This is a genomic window from Psychrobacter sp. DAB_AL62B, assembly GCF_028895345.1.
Lineage (GTDB): Bacteria > Pseudomonadota > Gammaproteobacteria > Pseudomonadales > Moraxellaceae > Psychrobacter.
Genome location: NZ_SAXC01000003.1, coordinates 1 through 18,622, shown reverse-complemented (window position 1 = coordinate 18,622; position 18,622 = coordinate 1). Strand labels below are relative to the sequence as shown.

General features: G+C 41.9%; 8 protein-coding genes. 7 read left to right on the top strand and 1 reads right to left on the bottom strand.

The window, feature by feature from the left end; genetic code table 11:
• Positions 1–277 precede the first annotated feature (277 nt).
• Entirely contained in the window at positions 278–2,221 is a 1,944-nt protein-coding gene (locus tag EPB74_RS05225) for an ATP-binding cassette domain-containing protein (protein ID WP_274903178.1), read from the bottom strand.
• Between the two features lie 199 nt (positions 2,222–2,420).
• Here EPB74_RS05225 and EPB74_RS05220 point away from each other — a divergent pair, with 199 nt between their 5' ends.
• The 7 genes from EPB74_RS05220 (at position 2,421) to EPB74_RS05190 (ending at position 18,390) form a co-directional block, all read left to right on the top strand.
• Complete coding sequence (locus EPB74_RS05220; protein WP_274903176.1) at positions 2,421–2,702, top strand: SlyX family protein; 282 nt, start codon at positions 2,421–2,423, stop codon at positions 2,700–2,702.
• 222 nt (positions 2,703–2,924) lie between these two features.
• Positions 2,925–4,148: an OmpP1/FadL family transporter gene (locus tag EPB74_RS05215; RefSeq protein WP_274903175.1), complete on the top strand. Its 1,224-nt coding sequence runs from the start codon at positions 2,925–2,927 to the stop codon at positions 4,146–4,148.
• A gap of 406 nt (positions 4,149–4,554) precedes the next feature.
• Entirely contained in the window at positions 4,555–6,000 is a 1,446-nt protein-coding gene (locus EPB74_RS05210; RefSeq protein ID WP_274903174.1) for an outer membrane protein transport protein, read from the top strand.
• Positions 6,001–6,445: 445 nt separating this feature from the next.
• Positions 6,446–7,858, top strand: a complete 1,413-nt coding sequence (locus EPB74_RS05205; protein WP_274903173.1) for a hypothetical protein — start codon at positions 6,446–6,448, stop codon at positions 7,856–7,858.
• A 287-nt stretch (positions 7,859–8,145) separates the two neighbouring features.
• A complete protein-coding gene (locus tag EPB74_RS05200; RefSeq protein ID WP_274903172.1) occupies positions 8,146–10,272 on the top strand; it encodes a transferrin-binding protein-like solute binding protein in 2,127 nt (708 codons plus the stop codon).
• An 823-nt stretch (positions 10,273–11,095) separates the two neighbouring features.
• Positions 11,096–16,711, top strand: a complete 5,616-nt coding sequence (locus EPB74_RS05195) for a transferrin-binding protein-like solute binding protein (protein ID WP_274903171.1) — start codon at positions 11,096–11,098, stop codon at positions 16,709–16,711.
• 125 nt (positions 16,712–16,836) lie between these two features.
• The gene (locus EPB74_RS05190) at positions 16,837–18,390 is read left to right on the top strand and encodes a porin family protein (protein WP_274903170.1); all 1,554 of its coding nucleotides are present in this window, start codon (positions 16,837–16,839) and stop codon (positions 18,388–18,390) included.
• Positions 18,391–18,622 lie beyond the last annotated feature (232 nt).

Genomic DNA, 18,622 nt, shown 5'->3' with positions numbered 1-18,622 from the left:
AGTAGTCGTAAGCTATTTATTACCGCTCTAAATGACATAGTAAGTTCAAAATAAAATACGTACGATTGTCATAATATTATGCTGGTATAAACATTTCTCGCTTGCTGTGCACTTTGCCAGACAGAGGCTTCGAAAAATTTATACCAGCAATACTTTGCTTTTTTAAAGTGAAGCGAATATAGATTGGTAATAAATAGAACTACCTTTAATAGTAGGTTTTTAAAATAAAGCTGCTATTAAAGGTAAGTGTGCAACTATTAATACTGTTCTGATAGCATTAGCCTTCAAGCGTATTCCAGCGCTCAAGCTTATTCATCATTTCATCTTCAATGGTAAGTAAACGCTCACTAGCAGCCGTTGCCGCATCAAAGTCTTGATTAAACCAAGACCCATCAGCCAGCTTTTCTTCTAGCTCGCTCTGTTCAGCTTCTAAAGTAGCAATCTCTTTTGGTAAGGCATCAAGCTCACGCTGGTCATTAAAGTTGAGCTTTTTAGCGGCGTTATTAGGTTTCGCTGCTGCCGCTGATTTATTGGCAGATTTGCTATTAGTGGTATTGTTACCAGAAGATTTAGCTGTTTTCGCTGCTTCTTCGCGATTTTTTTGTACCAAATACTCTTGATAGCCACCGACATACTCGCTGACTGTGCCTTTGCCATCTTCATCGGTATCAAATACCCAAGTAGAAGTGACAACGTTGTCCATAAATGAGCGGTCATGGCTAATGAGCAAAATCGTACCGCCAAAGCTGGCGACTGACTCTTCTAGTAGCTCAAGAGTTGCCATATCCAAATCGTTGGTAGGCTCATCGAGTACAAGGATATTGGCAGGCTTTAATAATTGCTTGGCCAGTAATACACGGTTACGTTCGCCCCCTGATAGGGCCTTTACTGGCGTACGTGCACGCTCTGGGGCAAATAAGAAGTCTTGTAGATAGCTCATAATGTGTGTCTTACGACCACCCACTTCGACGAAATCAGAACCTTCTGAAACGTTATGAGCCACACTGGCTTCAAGATCTAGCTGGTCACGCAGCTGATCAAAGAAGGCGATTTTTAGGTTAGTACCTAATTCAACGCTGCCAGTTTTGATCACATCATCGTCTGACATGTCGAGTAGGGCTTTAATGAGCGTGGTTTTACCCGCGCCATTAGGGCCGACGATACCGATTTTGTCACCGCGCATGATGGTGGTGCTAAAGTTATCGACCAGGACATGGTCATCATACTGTAGGTGTAAATTTTTAACTTTACAGACCAGCTTGCCACTTTTCTCGCCTTGACCCATGGTGATATTAACGTTACCAACTTGTTCACGGCGCTCGCCACGTTCTTCACGCAATGCTTTTAAGTCACGGACACGACCTTCGTTACGGGTGCGACGTGCTTTAATACCTTGGCGAATCCAAACTTCTTCTTGTGCTAATTTTTTATCAAAGTTAGCATTATTCTTTTCTTCCGCTAATAATTGCAGCTCTTTTAGCTCTTGGTAACGTGCATAGCCACCTTCACCTTGAGTAACGTCATAGCTGGTTAATTGACCACGATCAAGCTCAATGATACGAGTCGATAATTTATTAACGAACGCTCTATCATGGGTAACGAACAATAATGTCAGACCTTGCCAATCTAATAAAAAGCGCTCAAGCCACTCAATACTATCAACATCTAAATGGTTGGTTGGCTCATCAAGAAGTAGCACATCAGGCGTGGTCACTAAAGAGCGCGCTAATAAAACACGGCGCTTACGACCACCAGATAGTGAGGACAAGTCATCTTCTGGATCTAGACCCATCGTCGTGATGAGACGGGTTGCTTCACGCTCTAAATCCCAACCATGTACCGCATCGATATCATGCTGCAGGTCTGCCATACGCTCACAGGCATCCATGTCACCATTGGCACATAAATCAGTTTGCGCATTATAGTTGGTCAGCAACTCGGCAGTGCGTTTGCTACCACCCATGACGATATCTAAAATTTTACCGCTAGTCTCGGGCACATCCTGCTCAAGCATTGCGACGCGTACGCTATTATTAATGATCACTTCGCCGCTATCAGGCAATAATGTGCCATTAATCAGCTTAAATAAGGTGGATTTGCCTTCGCCATTGCGGCCAATTAAACATACGCGCTCGCCTGCATCGATAGCAAAGTCAATACCATCAAGGACAGGAGCGACGCCAAAGGCAAGGTGAATATCTTTTAAATGTATCAGTGCCATAGAGTATCTTAAGCTTATATAATAGTGAGGTAGGGGTTGTTGCGAAATTGCGAGCAGTATAACATGCTGCTACGCAACTGTAGTGCGCGTAAATGGATTTATCAGCATGATTTTATGCCGGTTATTTTATCAAGCAACCTATCCTATCTTACCAAGGCTTTAGCCATCGTTAGCCATCGCATCTAGTATTGAGAAAAATATGAATGAAGCAAACCCACAAAGTATAAACCTATCCAATCTTCAAACCGAAAGCTTAGCCACACAAGTTGATTTACAATCGCAAGTGGTCGAATTACAAATGAACATGTCCCATCTTGAGCTAACGGTAGAACGACTTGACGATGTCATTACCCGTCAAGATAAACATATCCAAACGCTACAACGACAACTACAGTTTATTTATAAGCAAGTTGAAAGCCAAGATGGAGAAGGAGGCGTGGCACCCTTTGACGTCATGGCAGATAGACCACCACATTACTAACCATATTAATCGCTAACGATAAATAGCAAATAAGCGATACTACTTTTATTAAATTTATATGTGTATTTTTAAATAAATATACTCTCCAGTGACTGTTCAGTCACATTAGAGAAATGATGTTGTTTTAGTGTAAGAAAAACATTAGTATCCTTCACCTTATGTATCGCCTACCTAACAAAGTTCGGTATAGCGGTAAACAACGTGGATGTTTGGAGATACACAATGGGCGCAAATTTTAATCTTAAAACCCTCACGGTAGCAATTGCTACTCTTTCTATTGCTAGTGTGGCGAGTGCGGCAGGTCTTGATCGTTCAGGCCAAGACATCACTGCATTTTTGCAAGATGGTCTATACGCTGAAGCGGTTTATACTTACATCGATGGCGATGTCACTGGTAAAGATTCGTCAGATAACAAGATTGATGATATTGCCGAGTCTTATGACTTCTTTCGTTATGGTGTAAAAGCCGATATCAATGACACGTTTAGCGTTGGTGTTTTATATGACGAGCCTTTTGGTGCAGCGGCTGACTATAGTGGCAAGAATGACTTTGTAGATCAAGATCCTCTTTCAACTAGAAATGGTGAAGGTACCAATGTTGAAGTTCGTACTGAAAGCATCACTGGCATTGTTGGCGCAAAACTTGGCGAAAATAAGAACTTCCAAGTATATGGCGGTCCAGTAGCCCAGCGTGTGAAAGCCAATGTTAAATTGCGTGGAACTGCTTATAGTATCGCTAATGGTTATACTACTAACATCAGTGCTGATCAGGACTATGGTTGGTTAGCTGGCGTCGCTTATAGCAAGCCTGAGATTGCCTTGCAAGCAGCGTTAACGTATCGTTCAGAAATTGAGCATAATACACAGGCTGCAGAAATCTATCCTTTCGCCCAGAGAGTTGGTCTTTCACCAAATAGAATCGATACTATTGAGATTACTACCCCTAAGTCAGTGAACTTTGATTTCCAAACGGGTATTAATCCAACTATGTTAGCCACAGCAAAAGTACGCTGGGTACCATGGAGTGATTTTGCGATTACGCCATCATTATACAATGAGACTAGCCAAAAACTAGCAGGTCAGCCTGGTATTCCAGTTGAAGGTTTAGACTTGGTCAGCTATGATAAAGACCAGTGGCAAGTTGAATTAGGTCTTGCTAAACGTTTAACGCCAGTATTAGCGGTGACAGGTACGGTTGGTTGGGATAGTGGTGCTGGCAATCCAGTCACTTCTCTAGGTCCTATTGATGGCTATTACAGTGCTGGTCTTGGCGCAAAGTATAATTTGACTGACAACTGGGCTATTTCTGCTGGTGGTAAATATCTATGGTTCGGTGATGCCGATGGTCAGATACCTAGTAAAACTGTAGTAAGTAATTTTGAAGACAACGATGGTTTTGCTCTCGGTGTTAAACTATCTTATCAAGCCAAACAAAATTTTAACTAGAAGCTAACACTATTAATTTAACTTAAAAGCTTAAAATAATACAAAAAGGCGATCCTTAATGGGTCGCTTTTTTATGCTTTAAACAAAGTAAATAAGCATCAATACATTTATTTAATACTTTTATTAAATATCCAAAATTACTAAATATTGAACTTAAGTTTGTTAAAGTTTAATTATATAAGATGTTGATATTAATATAAATAAACTATTGTTTGTTAATGCAGGTGTAATAGCTGTACTGAAGAGTCATTAGCAAGAAATAAAGTGTTTTAGCTGTTGTTTTAGTGTGGAAAAGTCATTACTATTCATTTCAGGACATCGTTTACATAATCTTATATTTCAAGTAACAATACTGAATAATTAATTATGCAGGCGGTTAAACAACGAGGATGTTTGGAGATACCCAATGCGCGCTACTTTTCATTTAAAAACTCTTGCTGTAGCGATTGCTACTCTTTCTATAGCCAGCATGAGCAATGCTGCTGGTCTTGATCGCTCAGGTCAAGATATTACCGCATTCTTACAAGACGGTACATATGCAGAAGCAGTTTATACCTATATTGATGCCGATGTCAGTGGTTATGATAGTGCCAATAATGGGCCTACTAGTAATACATATGAAAAAGGTAACAAAGTCGGCGATATTGCTGAGTCTTATGACTTTTTCCGTTATGGTGTAAAAACGGATGTTAATGATACCTTTAGTATTGGTATCTTATATGATGAGCCATTTGGTGCTGCTGCTGAATATAGTGGTGATAATAATTTTGTGTCAAAAAATGATCCTGATGCTTCTTTTGTAGGAGTATCAGGGCAAGACACTACGATTACAAAAGCTAGAGGCCTACTAAGGATTTTAGATAGAACTTTGAAAATAACACCTGACAACCTGAAGCTAAAAAAACAGCGAGACGATCTTTTAGCAGCAATAGCAATAGTTGATGCTGAGCAACAAAAAGCAGGCGAAGGGACTAAGGTTGAAGTGCGTAGTGAAAGTATTACTGCCATTATCGGTGCCAAATTTGGTGCTAATAAAGAATTCCAAGTTTATGGTGGTCCAGTAGCGCAACGTGTACAAGCTGATATAAAATTACGTGGATTGGCCTACGGCCCAGCAACTGGCTATAATGCATATGTAAGTCCTGATCAAGATTATGGTTATATAGCTGGTGTTTCTTATAGCAAGCCTGAGATTGCCTTAAAAGCAGCATTGACCTATCGCTCTGAGATTGATCACAGTTTACAAATTAACGAGAACTATCCAGTAGCAGGTCTCGTAACTGAAGCGGATGCTATCGTAGCAGGATTATCTCCAGAACAGGCAGCAGCAGCAGGAGCAAGAGCAGCCAATAGCAATAGTGAAATGGAGTTGACAACACCTAAGTCAGTAAACTTTGATTTTCAAACTGGTATCAACCCAACCACACTAGCTACTGCTAAAGTACGCTGGGTGCCGTGGAGCGATTTCGTAATTACCCCTCCATTATATAATAAAGTTAGTCAGACCAGATATCCTGATGGTTTAGACTTAGTTGAGTATGAAGATGACCAATGGCAAGTAGAGCTTGGTCTTGCTAAACGTCTAACACCAGCTTTAGCGGTTAGTGGTGCGGTCGGTTGGGATAGCGGTGCTGGTGATATAACAACTTCACTAGGTCCTATCGATGGCTACTATAGTGTTGGTCTTGGCGCGAAGTATAACGTCACACCTGAATGGGCAGTATCAGCCGGTGGCAAATACTTATGGTTCGGTGATGCCAAAGGTCAATTACCTACTGGTAAAATCGTTGGTGATTTCCAAGATAATAATGGTTATATCCTTGGTATGAAACTTTCTTATCAAGGAAAGTAAAACTTTAAATAGTTTTTTCTAAAGTTAATTTCAATATTATAGATAAATAAAAAAAGCGATCCATTATGGGTCGCTTTTTTGTTGTCTATTAATTGGTAAGGGATAGTAGTTAAAAGAATTAAAGTTTTATTCTCTCGCACTAAATTATTATTTATAGTCGCGCATAAAAAGTCTGAAAGACAGAAACCATTCACTTTCAACCTCTAGTTATCAATAATACTGAGCAAAGTTAGAAAATAACTTTCAGATACTTATCTAAGTAATTTATGTACTGGTCAGTCACAATAGCGAAATAACGTACTTTTGTTGTTGATTTCATGTAGAAAAAATACTAGTATGTTTTTAGGATACCGAACATATGATTGGACTTTTGTAGGTTTTATCGATAACCAGCATAGTTTGATTGTTCAAAAGGTAAAACAACTGGGATGTTTGGAGATATACAATGCGCACCACCTTTCATTTAAAAACGCTTACGTTAGCCATCGCTGCTTTTTCTGTAGCTAGCATGAGTCACGCTGCTGGTCTTGATCGGTCAGGGCAAGATATTAAAGGCTTCTTTAACCCTGGTACTTATGCAGAGATTGATTTTGCTTATATTGATACTGATATCTCTGGTAACGATAGTGCTGGCAATAAGTATCCGAATGGTGAGTCTCTAGGAATTACGAAAACTGAAGCCGAGTATGTAAAAGGTGCTAATACGGGCAATATCACTCAAGATTCTTATAGTTTTATGCGTTATGGTGTCAAAACAGACGTGAATGAAAACATTAGTATCGGTCTATTCTATGATGAGCCATGGGGCGCAGAAATAGAGTATACAGGCAAAAGTGCGTTTGTTTCAGATCCTAGCCAACCTATCATTGCTGATTCAGGGAACAATGATCCCAATCAAGGTCCGGTTTCAGCACCAGTCATCCTACCTTCTTCATCAGCAGTTAATCCGTCAATCAATGATCCTAACTACAATAAAAACACCAATGTGAGTGTACATACTGAAACATGGACAGGTCTAATAGGCTATAAATCTAACGGCTTTCAAGTATATGGCGGTCCAGTACTCCAAAAAGCAGAAGCAGGAGTACATCTTAGAGGTAACGCCTATGGTCCATTGACGGGCTATGATGCAAATGTAAATAATGATACAGCCTATGGTTGGGCTGCAGGTCTTGCCTACAGTAAGCCTGAGATTGCATTGAATGCGGCACTAACATACCGTTCTGAAATTAAGCATAAAACAGCCATTGGTGAAAGAATCCCACTGCTAGGTACTAGCCTAAAAGGACAAGCATTAGAAAAACTAGGTATCGATCCAGATTCCGAGTATGGCAAGTCTATTGGTGAATATGCTAATACCAATGCCACAGTTACTACACCTGAATCAGTCAATTTAAACATCCAGACTGGTTTGAGTGAGAAGTATCAGTTACTAGGTACATTAGATGTACGCTGGGTACCATGGAGCGACTTTTCTATTGTTCCACCATTCTACAATGCTTACTCTAAAGCGTCTTTTCCCGAAGGTCTGCCATTATTGTCTTACGATAAAGACCAATGGAAGGTGGATGTTGGCTTAGCTAAGCGTTTTAATGAAAAACTCGCGGGCTCAGTGGTCATTGGCTATGACTCTGGCGCAGGAGACCCTGTCAGTTCATTGGGTACTATTGATGGTTATTATAGTATTGGTGGTGGGGTGAAATATAACGTCACACCTGAATGGGCTGTGTCAGTTGGTGGTAAATACTTAAAATTTGGAGATGCGACAGGACAATTACCTAACGGTAGCATCGTTAGTAAGTTTGAAGATAATGATGGATACATCGCTGGTGTAAAGCTGTCTTATCAAAGTCAATAGTGCAACATATATCGCTTTGTCCTAAATAATATTTTAGAAACTTAGTTATCTAATTAAGTGAGGTTTATGAAGGACTATTATCGTATTGGATACCAAGGTGTTAATTATATAAATACTTAACACCTCACAAATAAATGTTTGCATGATTGTTTATTAATAACTATCACTATTAGTCGTTATAAATTTTATCTGTAAATGACATGAGTTATCTATACATCTTACTTAAATATCGGTCTTACCATTATTAGATAACGGAATATCTATCAATCATCCATGGAGGAAGAAGAATGTCACCTAATCGTCATTCAATCGCAGCTATATCTACAGTTAAAAAACTAAATACCCCGCTAAAAGCTAGTGTGGTACTTTTGACATCATTAATATTGGCAGCATGTGCTACTAATGATGAACCATCCTATAAAATTCAAGATGTTTTTACCCCTATACCTCAGCCTGAAGCACCAGAAGTAGATAAAGACGATAAAACAGGTGTTCAATCTTTAAATATCGATGTAGCACCATTAGGCAAGGTATTTAATACCACAACTCGTACTTTTGATATTAATGAAGATGGTTCTACCATTGATGCGAGAGCTGATAGTGCTTCGGCAGGTACATTACCAAAAGTGTCAGTTACTATATCAGGCAAAGATGACACTAGTCTTGCCAATGGCTTTAAAAAACATCAAGGTAGCGCGGAGATCGTAGTTGAAGCACTTGGTTCTACTTTGCCTTTAAGCTACGATTCAGTCTATAAAGACTTTGGCGATGACATGCGCATTGGTCATATCAATGGCGGTGCAGCTTTAGATGAAGACTTGCTTCCTGTAGATGGTGTTATTGCTATTGGCAATGCAACTAAAGCTGCAAATATGCCCATAGATGGTACTGTTCAATATGCAGGTGATGCAACATATCGTAAACTGGGCTTAGACCAAGCAATTGAATATGGTTCATCGGTATTCACCGCAGATTTTGTTGCTAAAAATTTAAAAGGTGATTTGGCATTTACTAAAGCCGGTAACATTAGTATTAACGCTGACATCAAGGGTAACCAATTCTCAGGGACTGCCGATAAAAATGCAGGCTACACAACCGAAGGTGGATTCTTTGGCGATGATGCCAAATACATAGGTGGGGTATATGAAGGCAATGGTGCTCAAGGTACCTATGGCGCTAGCAAAGGTGCAACACCCGTAGACCCAGTAGACCCAGTAGACCCAGTAGACCCAGTAGACCCAGTAGACCCAGTAGATCCAGTAGATCCAGTAGATCCAGTAGATCCAGTAGATCCAGTAGATCCAGTAGATCCAGTAGATCCAGTAGATCCAGTAGATCCAGTAGATCCAGTAGACCCAGTAGACCCAGTAGACCCAGTAGACCCAGTAGACCCAGTAGACCCAGTAGATCCAGTAGATCCAGTAGATCCAGTAGATCCAGTAGATCCAGAGCTTCCAGCCAACCCAGATGTAAAGCCAGATACTGAGTTTACAGGCTTCCAAAGCAATACACTGAGTAGCCAGAAAAAAGGTTCGCTGACAGATGATGCTGTCGGTTATGCAGAGATACGTGATGATAAATCAAGCTATGTTTGGGACGCAAAGCTTACGAATACGGAAATAATAGATGGTGAAAACGTTGCAATAGATGATCGTACAGGTGATAACTTTACCGGCTACGATAAGTTTATAGCCCGTGCAGATATGACCAAGCCTGCCTCTGTGAAAGCATCGGTCGAAGTCCAGCTAACCGGAGAAGATGACGCAGATTATGGTAATGGCTTTAAGGTGTACAATGGCTCGACTAAAGTAAAGGGTCCTTTAACACTAACCTTAGACTATGCATCTGTTTATAAAAACTTTGACTCACAGATGCAGATCGGTCATGTTTATGGTGATCCTGGGTTCATGGGCGGTGCTTTTGCCCGAGTTTCTACTGTCTATGTACAAGGTAATGGCACCAACCTTGAAGACATGCAGTACATGAAAGACTTGGCTAAGTACAACATTGATAACAATATCAATGACGGTATGGTCGCGTATAGCGGTGTTGCTACCTATATGGAAAACCTACATTTAAGCGATACTGACCGCGGTGGTGCAGTAGTTGATGGTACTTCCAATTTCAATGTCGATTTTGTCGGCGGTAAAGTAGATGGTACATTAACGTTTAAAGATGGCGATTATAAGTATATGCCTGCTGGTAATGAAATTAAGATAAATGCTGATATTAGTGGCAATACATTCGCTGGTAATCAGAATGGCATCGACACGGCAGGTGGGTTCTATGGTGAAGACGCTAACTTCATTGGCGGTATCTACCAAGACGCTCCAACTAAAGGCGGTAAAGGTGAGCTACCAGGTGAAGGTACGAAATTCCAAGGTACTTTCGGCGCTGAAAAAGTAGTCAAATAGTTATAACTATTTAAAATTATAGTTTTATTAAAAAAGCGCCTTAGGGCGCTTTTTTCTACATTAAATTTCTTTAAAAGTAAAATTTTTTAATAAAAAATAATAAAATAAAACTTTATACTGATATTTTAATTTAACAAAAGTCTATTTTATTAAAGTGTTGGTAATTTACTCATTATTTATTTATATGAACTATAGTTCAAAATTACAGCCTTTTTATTTGGTTATATCTTAAGGCAATGAATATTCTAAGGGACTGTTATTTCAATATAGTCAATCCACTATAAAATAAATACAGTGCTACTGGGATGAATTTTGTGCAGCCTCTGGGAACGCAGCACGCAAGCAGAATTTATACCAGTAGCACGCTGTAATGGCTGTACTCTTTTTATTTAGAACTAACTATATTAACAAATAATTTCTTAGTACTTAAATAGGTTGTATTTAACTTGATTAGCCATCTATTTCTCTAACTGTTTCTCATAATTTAGCTAAATATTTTAAAATTTATATAGATTTTATTTTATTTAAATCCTAAGTACATGAATTTAATACCTTAATAAAGGGCTCTTCAATTAATTTTCTTAAAGGAAATTCTATGTTTTAGTTGTTAAATCATACTTGGTATGTCTAATTTGATACATCTTATATCATGATTAAAGCTTATATTCGTCTCTTAGGATTAATTGGTAACTAAATATTACAATCGACAATATTTCATTAATAATTATTGACTTCTTTTGTACAATTTGTTTATCTATACATGTTAATGAACATATGTTTGCATGATTATATCCTATTTTAAACTCTTCATGGAGGAAGACGAATGTCACCTAACCGTCATTCAATTACAGCTGTATCGACAGCAAGAAAATTAAATACCCCGCTTAAAGCTAGTGTGGTTCTCTTAACTGCTATTATTCTAGCCTCGTGTTCGTCTAGTGGCGGAGATAATACTATTACTCCGAAGCCAACACCGGTTTTACCGGGGAATGGTGACACGGAAACCACCATAGATGAAGGTAATGCGGGAGGTAGCGGTAACGGAGGCGTTGGTGTTATTAGCGAAGCTGAAAAAGCTATTAAAGCAGCGGAAGCAAAAACCAAAGTAGCCGAAGAAGCGCTTAAAGTTGCTGAGTCTAAAACCAAAGCCGCACAAGCTGCCTTAAAAGCAGCCGAAGAAGGTTTTGGTAAAGAATCAGAGAAAGCCGCTACTGCAGCTAAAATTGCTATTGACGCTGCAAAAAAAGAAGCTATTGAAGCAAAAGCCGCTGCTGAAGCTGCAAGAGTAGAGGCGGTAACGAAAATTGAAGCGGCTGCAAAAGCATCTGCGTCAGAAGTAGATTTGGCTAAGAAAACAGCAGCCGATGCAGTCACAAAGATGAAAGATGCTGAAGAGAAATCAAAGACGGCAGATGTTCGTGCTCAAGCAGCGGAAGATAAATCGAAAGAAGTAGAAGAAGCACTTAAAGCAGAAGTATCTGCAAAAAAAGCAGCAGAAGAAGCTAAAGTTAAAGCGGAAGAACAAGCAACAGCTGCTCAAGCACAAGCGGCGATTGAAAAACAGAAAGCGGCCCAAGCCCAAGCCGAAGCTGACAAAGCCAAAGGCGACTTAGCTGCTGCCGCACAAGCGTTAGCGAAAGCAGAGCAAGCCTTAGCGGCTGCACTGGCCTCAGGGGGTGGCAATGCCGCCGCCCTACAAGCCGAAGTTGATCGCAGACAAGCCGCCCTTGAAGCCGCCAATGCTCAAACCATTGCTGCTCAGCAAGCTCAGGCCGCCGCTACTGCTCAAGCTGCCGCCCAAGTAACCGCTGCTCAGCAAGCTGCTCAAGCTGCCAAAGACGCCTTAGCCGCTGCCACCATTAAGAACGCCCCTGAATCGAAGAAGAGTGGTGCTCAGTCATTGAGTATCGATCCATCATCTGCTGGCTTACCTAACGCCTTTACCGCTACTAGCCGTGACTTTAACGCCACCAGTAACAGCGTTGAAGCCCGAGCAGACACTGCATCAGGTGGTCTATTACCAATCGTCAACGTCACCACCTCTGGCGCAGATGATACCAACTTACAAGGCGGTTTTAAATCGCACAATGATAGCACTGATATTACAACCGCCCTTGGCGTTTTACCGCTGACTTATACCTCAACCTATAAAGACTTTGGCGAGGACATGCGCATCGGTCACATCGACGGTGCAGCAGCCCTTGGCATAAACCAACTCCCAGTAAATGGAGTGGCTGTGGTTGGTAATGCCACTCAAGCGGCGAACGTTCCAACCGATGGCAAAGTCAACTATAGTGGCGATGCAACCTACCGCAAACTTGGTTTAGATCAAGCCATTGAATTTGGGTCCTCAGCATTCACCGCAGACTTTGTTGCGAAAAACCTAAAAGGTGATTTGGCATTCACTAAAGCCGGTAAGATTGGCATTAACGCTGACATCAACGGCAATCAATTCTCAGGTACTGCTGCTAATAATGCAGGCTATACAACCGAAGGTGGATTCTTTGGTGGTGATGCCCAATACCTAGGCGGTGTATATGAAGGTAATGGCGCTCAAGGTACTTATGGTGCTAAGAGTGACAAACAAACGACCGCAGAGCAAGCCGCTATTAAAGCCCAAGCGGACGCTGATAAAGCCAGTGCTGCCTTAGCAGCCGCCCAAGCTGCTGCTGATAAAGCCACCGCTGCCGCTGCTAAAGCCCAAGCTGATGCTGTCAAAGACCAAGCTGCGTTAGAAGCAGCAGAAGCTGCCTTAGCCAATGCCGGAACCGGTGATGGGGGTCTGGCTGCTGCATTGGCTCGCGCCGAAGCTGCTGAAGCTGCTGAAGCTGCTGCTTTAACCGCTGCCACAACGGCAGAAGCTGCTAAAGATGCCGCATTGAAAGCTCAAGCCGCTGCGGAAGGTGCGGCAGAAGCTGCGAGAATTGCGGCAACTAAAGCCATTGGTGATGCTAAGATTGAAGCGGATAAGAAAGTAGCAGTAGCCAATCAACAAGCTGCCGATGCAAAAGCACAAGCTGCCAAAGCTGATGCTGATGCTGCCACTGCTAAAGCTGCGGAAGCTAAAGCTAAAACTGAAGCAACTAAAGCTAAAGCTGATGCTACTACCGCGATCGCCGCAGCCAATGCCAAAGCAGATACCGCCAATCAACAAGCAACAGCTGCTCAAGCACAAGCGGCCCTTGAGAAACAAAAAGCGGCACAAGCCCAAGCCGAAGCTGACAAAGCCAAAGGCGACTTAGCTGCTGCCGCACAAGCGTTAGCTAAAGCAGAACAAGCTTTAGCGGCTGCGCTTGCCTCAGGTGGTGGCAATGCAGCCGCTCTACAAGCTGAAGTTGATCGCAGACAAGCCGCCCTTGAATCCGCCAATGCCCAAACCATTGCTGCTCAGCAAGCACAGGCCGCCGCTACTGCTCAAGCTGCCGCCCAAGTAACCGCTGCTCAGCAAGCTGCTCAAGCTGCCAAAGACGCCTTAGCCGCTGCCACCATTAAGAACGCTCCTGAATCGAAGAAGAGTGGTGCTCAGTCATTGAGTATCGATCCATCATCTGCTGGCCTACCTAACGCCTTTACCGCTACTAGCCGTGACTTTAACGCCACCAGTAACAGCGTTGAAGCCCGAGCAGACACTGCATCAGGTGGTCTATTACCAATCGTCAACGTCACCACCTCTGGCGCAGATGATACCAACTTACAAGGCGGTTTTAAATCGCACAATGATAGCACTGATATTACAACCGCCCTTGGCGTTTTACCGCTGACTTATACCTCAACCTATAAAGACTTTGGCGATGACATGCGCATCGGTCACATCGACGGTGCAGCAGCCCTTGGCATAAACCAACTTCCAGTAAATGGAGTGGCTGTGGTTGGTAATGCCACTCAAGCGGCGAACGTTCCAACCGATGGCAAAGTTGACTATAGTGGCGATGCAACCTACCGCAAACTGGGTTTAGATCAAGCCATTGAATTTGGCTCCTCAGCATTCACCGCAGACTTTGTTGCGAAAAACCTAAAAGGTGATTTGGCATTCACTAAAGCCGGTAAGATTGGTATTAACGCTGACATCAACGGCAATCAATTCTCAGGTACTGCTGCTAATAATGCAGGCTATACAACCGAAGGTGGATTCTTTGGTGGTGATGCCCAATACCTAGGCGGTGTCTACGAAGGTAATGGCGCTCAAGGTACTTATGGTGCTAAGAGTGACAAACAAACGACCGCAGAGCAAGCCGCTATTAAAGCCCAAGCAGACGCTGATAAAGCCAATGCTGCCTTAGCAGCCGTACAAGCTGCTGCTGATAAAGCCACCGCTGCCGCTGCTAAAGCCCAAGCTGATGCTGTCAAAGACCAAGCTGCTTTAGAAGCAGCAGAAGCTGCCTTAGCCAATGCCGGAACCGGTGATGGTGGTCTGGCTGCTGCATTGGCTCGCGCCGAAGCTGCTGAAGCTGCTGAAGCTGCTGCTTTAACCGCTGCAACAACTGCTGAAGCTGCTAAAGATGCCGCACTGAAAGCTCAAGCCGCCGCGGAAGGTGCTCAAATAGCTGCACAAAAAGCTGCTGAAAAAGCAGTAGGAGATGCTCAAGCACAAAAAGAAGCTAAAGAAAAAGCACTACAAGCTCAGAAAGTAGCAGAGAACGCTAAGGCTGTAGCAGAAGCTGCCAAAACAGAAGCGGAGAATGCTAAAAATGAAGCGTTAAATGCTAAAGCAAATGCTGAAACAGCAAGAGATGAAGCAATAGCGAGGGCAGAGGCGGCTGAAGCGGCAGCAGTAGTAGCTGGTAATCAGTTTGCTGCTCCAGATTCGAGAATATCGGGTTTCCAAAGCACTTCTGTAGATTCTGATGATGGAATTTTTGATAACAACTCTAATAGCTATAACAAATTAAAAGTTTATGCTAATGAAGTTGATTCGAGAGCATCTTTAAAACCAATTGATATTACCCTAAGAGGCGCTAATAACGGTGCTGCCGATAAAATCTATGGTGAAAACCGGAACGGCTTTAAAGAACATAAAGGCAGTACTTCTTTTGAAGGTCGTTTAGGACAAATTGTTCATAATCGAGATCTTAATTACTCTTCAGTATACAAAAACTTCGATGATCAAATGCAGATTGGTCATTTGGAAGGTAATATTAAGAACGGCATATTATACAATAGGAACCTTTCTAGTACCTATGTACAAGGTAATGCCACCAACCTTGGAGATATGGACAAGTTAACCAATGTCAATGAAGGTAAGGCCAATTATAAAGGTGTGGCTACCTATGTAGAAGGCGGAAAAATAGCGGTCGATGGTACCTCTAAATTCGACGTTGACTTCGTAGCCAAATCAGTGAAAGGTGAGCTAGATTTCGCTGATAAACAAGTCGATATCAATGCGACTATCTCCGACAACACTTTTGCAAGCGAGAAAGGCGCTGCTGTTAGTACAGTCGGTGGTTTTTATGGCAAAGGTGCCAGTTTACTAGGTGGTGTTTATGAAAGAGAGATTGGAAAGGAATATATCAAAGGCACTTATGGTGCATCTAAAGTAGATCCTACAGTTGAGGTAATACCAGATCCTACTGAGTCGAAAATGACTGGCTTCCAATCGACTGCACTGAGTAGTAAAGAGAAAACGTTACCATTTGGCCAAGGTCAGCTTGATAATGCTATCGGCTATGTTGAAATTCGCGACGATAAATCTGCTTGGACTGAACTGAAAACGGAGAATGGTTCTGAAGTACCAGTAGATAATCGTAAAGGTGATAACTTCAAGAGCTTCAACACGGGTGTCGTTCGTGCAGACATGGTCAAGCCCGATTCTGTGTTAAAACCTATTGAAGTGTTGTTGACGAATGCAAGTGGTGAAATCAAGGTAGATGCAGGAAAGGGTAATTTCAATCCAACTTATAAATATAAGGCTGTTTATGAGAATTTTGATTCACAGATGCAGGTCGGTCATGTTTATGGTAACTTCGATTCAGCTGCAGGCGACGTCTCACGTGCAGCCAATGTTTATGTACAAGGGTATCTGACTGCTCAAGCAGGTATAGATAAACTCAAACAAGTGAATGATGGTAAGGCACAATATAATGGTGTAGCAACTTATATTGAGAACATTCATTTGGCTGACAATGCTTCTACTGCTCCAATTAACGGTACTTCTGCTTTCAATGTTGATTTTGTGAATGGCTCAGTCGATGGCACATTATCTTTTGCGGCGGGTGGCTACAAGTATATGCCTGCTGGTAACCAAATCAATATTAATGCAGACATCACTGGTAATACCTTTGCTGGTAATGCCAATGGGATTGATACCGCTGGTGGCTTCTATGGTCCTGATGCAAACTTCCTAGGCGGTATCTACCAAGATGCATCAGGGCAAGGCGGTAAAGGAACGGTCGCTGGAACAGGTACTAAATTCCAAGGAACCTTTGGCGCTGAAAAGCAATAAATCGCTGTGACTGTGTAGAGTAAAAAAAAGCGTCTTAGGGCGCTTTTTTTCTCGCTTAAACTATTAAAGTCATTTAGGATGATTAAATTTATAAAGTAAACAAATGTGCTTTGGTAAGGATACCTATGAACAATCAATATATGCGTAAACCTCTCACAGCGTCGATCTTGCTATCAATGATGGCGATTTCTCTATCAGCTATAGCAGCCGACCCAGAATTACCAGAGATAGGACCTGAGCTTGATCAAGCTGCTGAACTTATCAAACGGCAAAACCAAACCTCAGTGTCAGATCCTACCGCACCCTCTACTGTTATCTCAGATTCAGAAGCACAAGATGCGATTAGAAGCCGCCAGAAACTTGCCGAGGCAACTGCTTACAATTTAGAAGCTTTAAAAGCCAATCCAGCTGCTTTTAGCAAGTTTTTGAATGATGCATTAGCTGCGCAAGATATGGTAACTGTCAAGCAGCTACTGCCTCATTACAAAGCGTTAGAGATTAACGATCCAATGCTAATTAAGTTCGCTGATGCTTTGATATATCGCAGTGAAGCTAAAAACAAGCAAGCCATTGAAATCTATCGCGGTATGCTAGCAGAAGATCCAGATTTTCATCCCGTACGCCTCAATATGGCAATCGCCATGCAAGCAGATAAACAGTATGCTGCTGCCAAAGAGCAGTTTTTAAAGCTACAGGCAGTTGATCTTCCGGCTCCTGTGATGGCTAGGGTTAAAAATTCATTGTCTCAGATAAAAAATTCAGAAAAATGGCAGTTTAATGCTTCTGCAAGTTATGTAAGAGATAACAATATAAACGATGCACCATCGAAGACTATTCAATCGCAGTTGGGTAATTCTGTTGAGCAAAAGTCAGCCAACGGTATTCAGGTCTCTGGCAGTGCAAACAAACGCTTTAATTTGCCCAATAATTTCTATGCTACCGTAGGCGGTAATGCGTCTTTAAAAGGCTATTGGGACCAAACTGATTATAACGATTACCTATTAACTGCCTCTGCAGGCGTTGGCTATGATGATGCAAAAAACGATGTTTCTCTGACGCCATTTGTGACCAAGCGCTACTATGATGAAGAGCCTTATAGTTTACGTAAAGGTGTAACTATAAGCGGCTCACGCTGGGTGAAGCCAAAGTTAAAACTATCAGCAACGACTATTTTTTCTAACGAAACATTCGAGGATGATAGTAATGCAAATCGTGAAACAGACGGAAGGTTTCTAGGATTAAATGCGTTCTACATTAAGGACGCCAAAGAGTATTTTTATGGCGGCTTAGGTAACTATCGAAATGATGTACCCAAATCCAGCATTATTAGTTACGATCGAAACTCTGTCAACGCCGGTTGGGGTAGAGAATGGAAGCGAGGTATCTCTACACTAACAACATTAGGATATGGCATTAAGAAATATGACGATCCTGCAGATGCCTATACAGCAGGAAGTGGGGCATGGAACGGCTATTATAATGCTGTGGGCGGGGAACCTGGCTCAACAAGAGAAGATAAAACCACTTCATTAGGTTTACAAGTATGGAAACGCGACTTTACTTTATTGGGACTCACACCGCGACTGGTATTCGACTACGAAACCACATCAAGTAACTTTGCTTATTATGATGATCGAGATGAAAAAGCAGCAACGATATTATTAACCAAAACCTTTTAGTAATACAGATTTGATAGGTTATTCTCATAAAAAACCTCGCCATTATTGTGAACTGACCCCCATAAGTTGGACACAACTTATGGGGTATTTTTATGCGTTACACACTAGGGCGTGTCCCTAATTGGAAAAAGCATATATAGGCGCTAAAATAAGGTCTATATTTTAGCAATCGTTAGGTATTCAGGAAAGATGGCCAGACAAGCATTAACCGATAATCTCTGGGAACAGCTAC

Coding starts and splice junctions, on each gene's coding strand:
- EPB74_RS05225 (WP_274903178.1), bottom strand. CDS start 2,221: ATGGCACTGATACATTTAAAAGATATTCACCTTGCCTTTGGCGTCGCT.
- EPB74_RS05220 (WP_274903176.1), top strand. CDS start 2,421: ATGAATGAAGCAAACCCACAAAGTATAAACCTATCCAATCTTCAAACC.
- EPB74_RS05215 (WP_274903175.1), top strand. CDS start 2,925: ATGGGCGCAAATTTTAATCTTAAAACCCTCACGGTAGCAATTGCTACT.
- EPB74_RS05210 (WP_274903174.1), top strand. CDS start 4,555: ATGCGCGCTACTTTTCATTTAAAAACTCTTGCTGTAGCGATTGCTACT.
- EPB74_RS05205 (WP_274903173.1), top strand. CDS start 6,446: ATGCGCACCACCTTTCATTTAAAAACGCTTACGTTAGCCATCGCTGCT.
- EPB74_RS05200 (WP_274903172.1), top strand. CDS start 8,146: ATGTCACCTAATCGTCATTCAATCGCAGCTATATCTACAGTTAAAAAA.
- EPB74_RS05195 (WP_274903171.1), top strand. CDS start 11,096: ATGTCACCTAACCGTCATTCAATTACAGCTGTATCGACAGCAAGAAAA.
- EPB74_RS05190 (WP_274903170.1), top strand. CDS start 16,837: ATGAACAATCAATATATGCGTAAACCTCTCACAGCGTCGATCTTGCTA.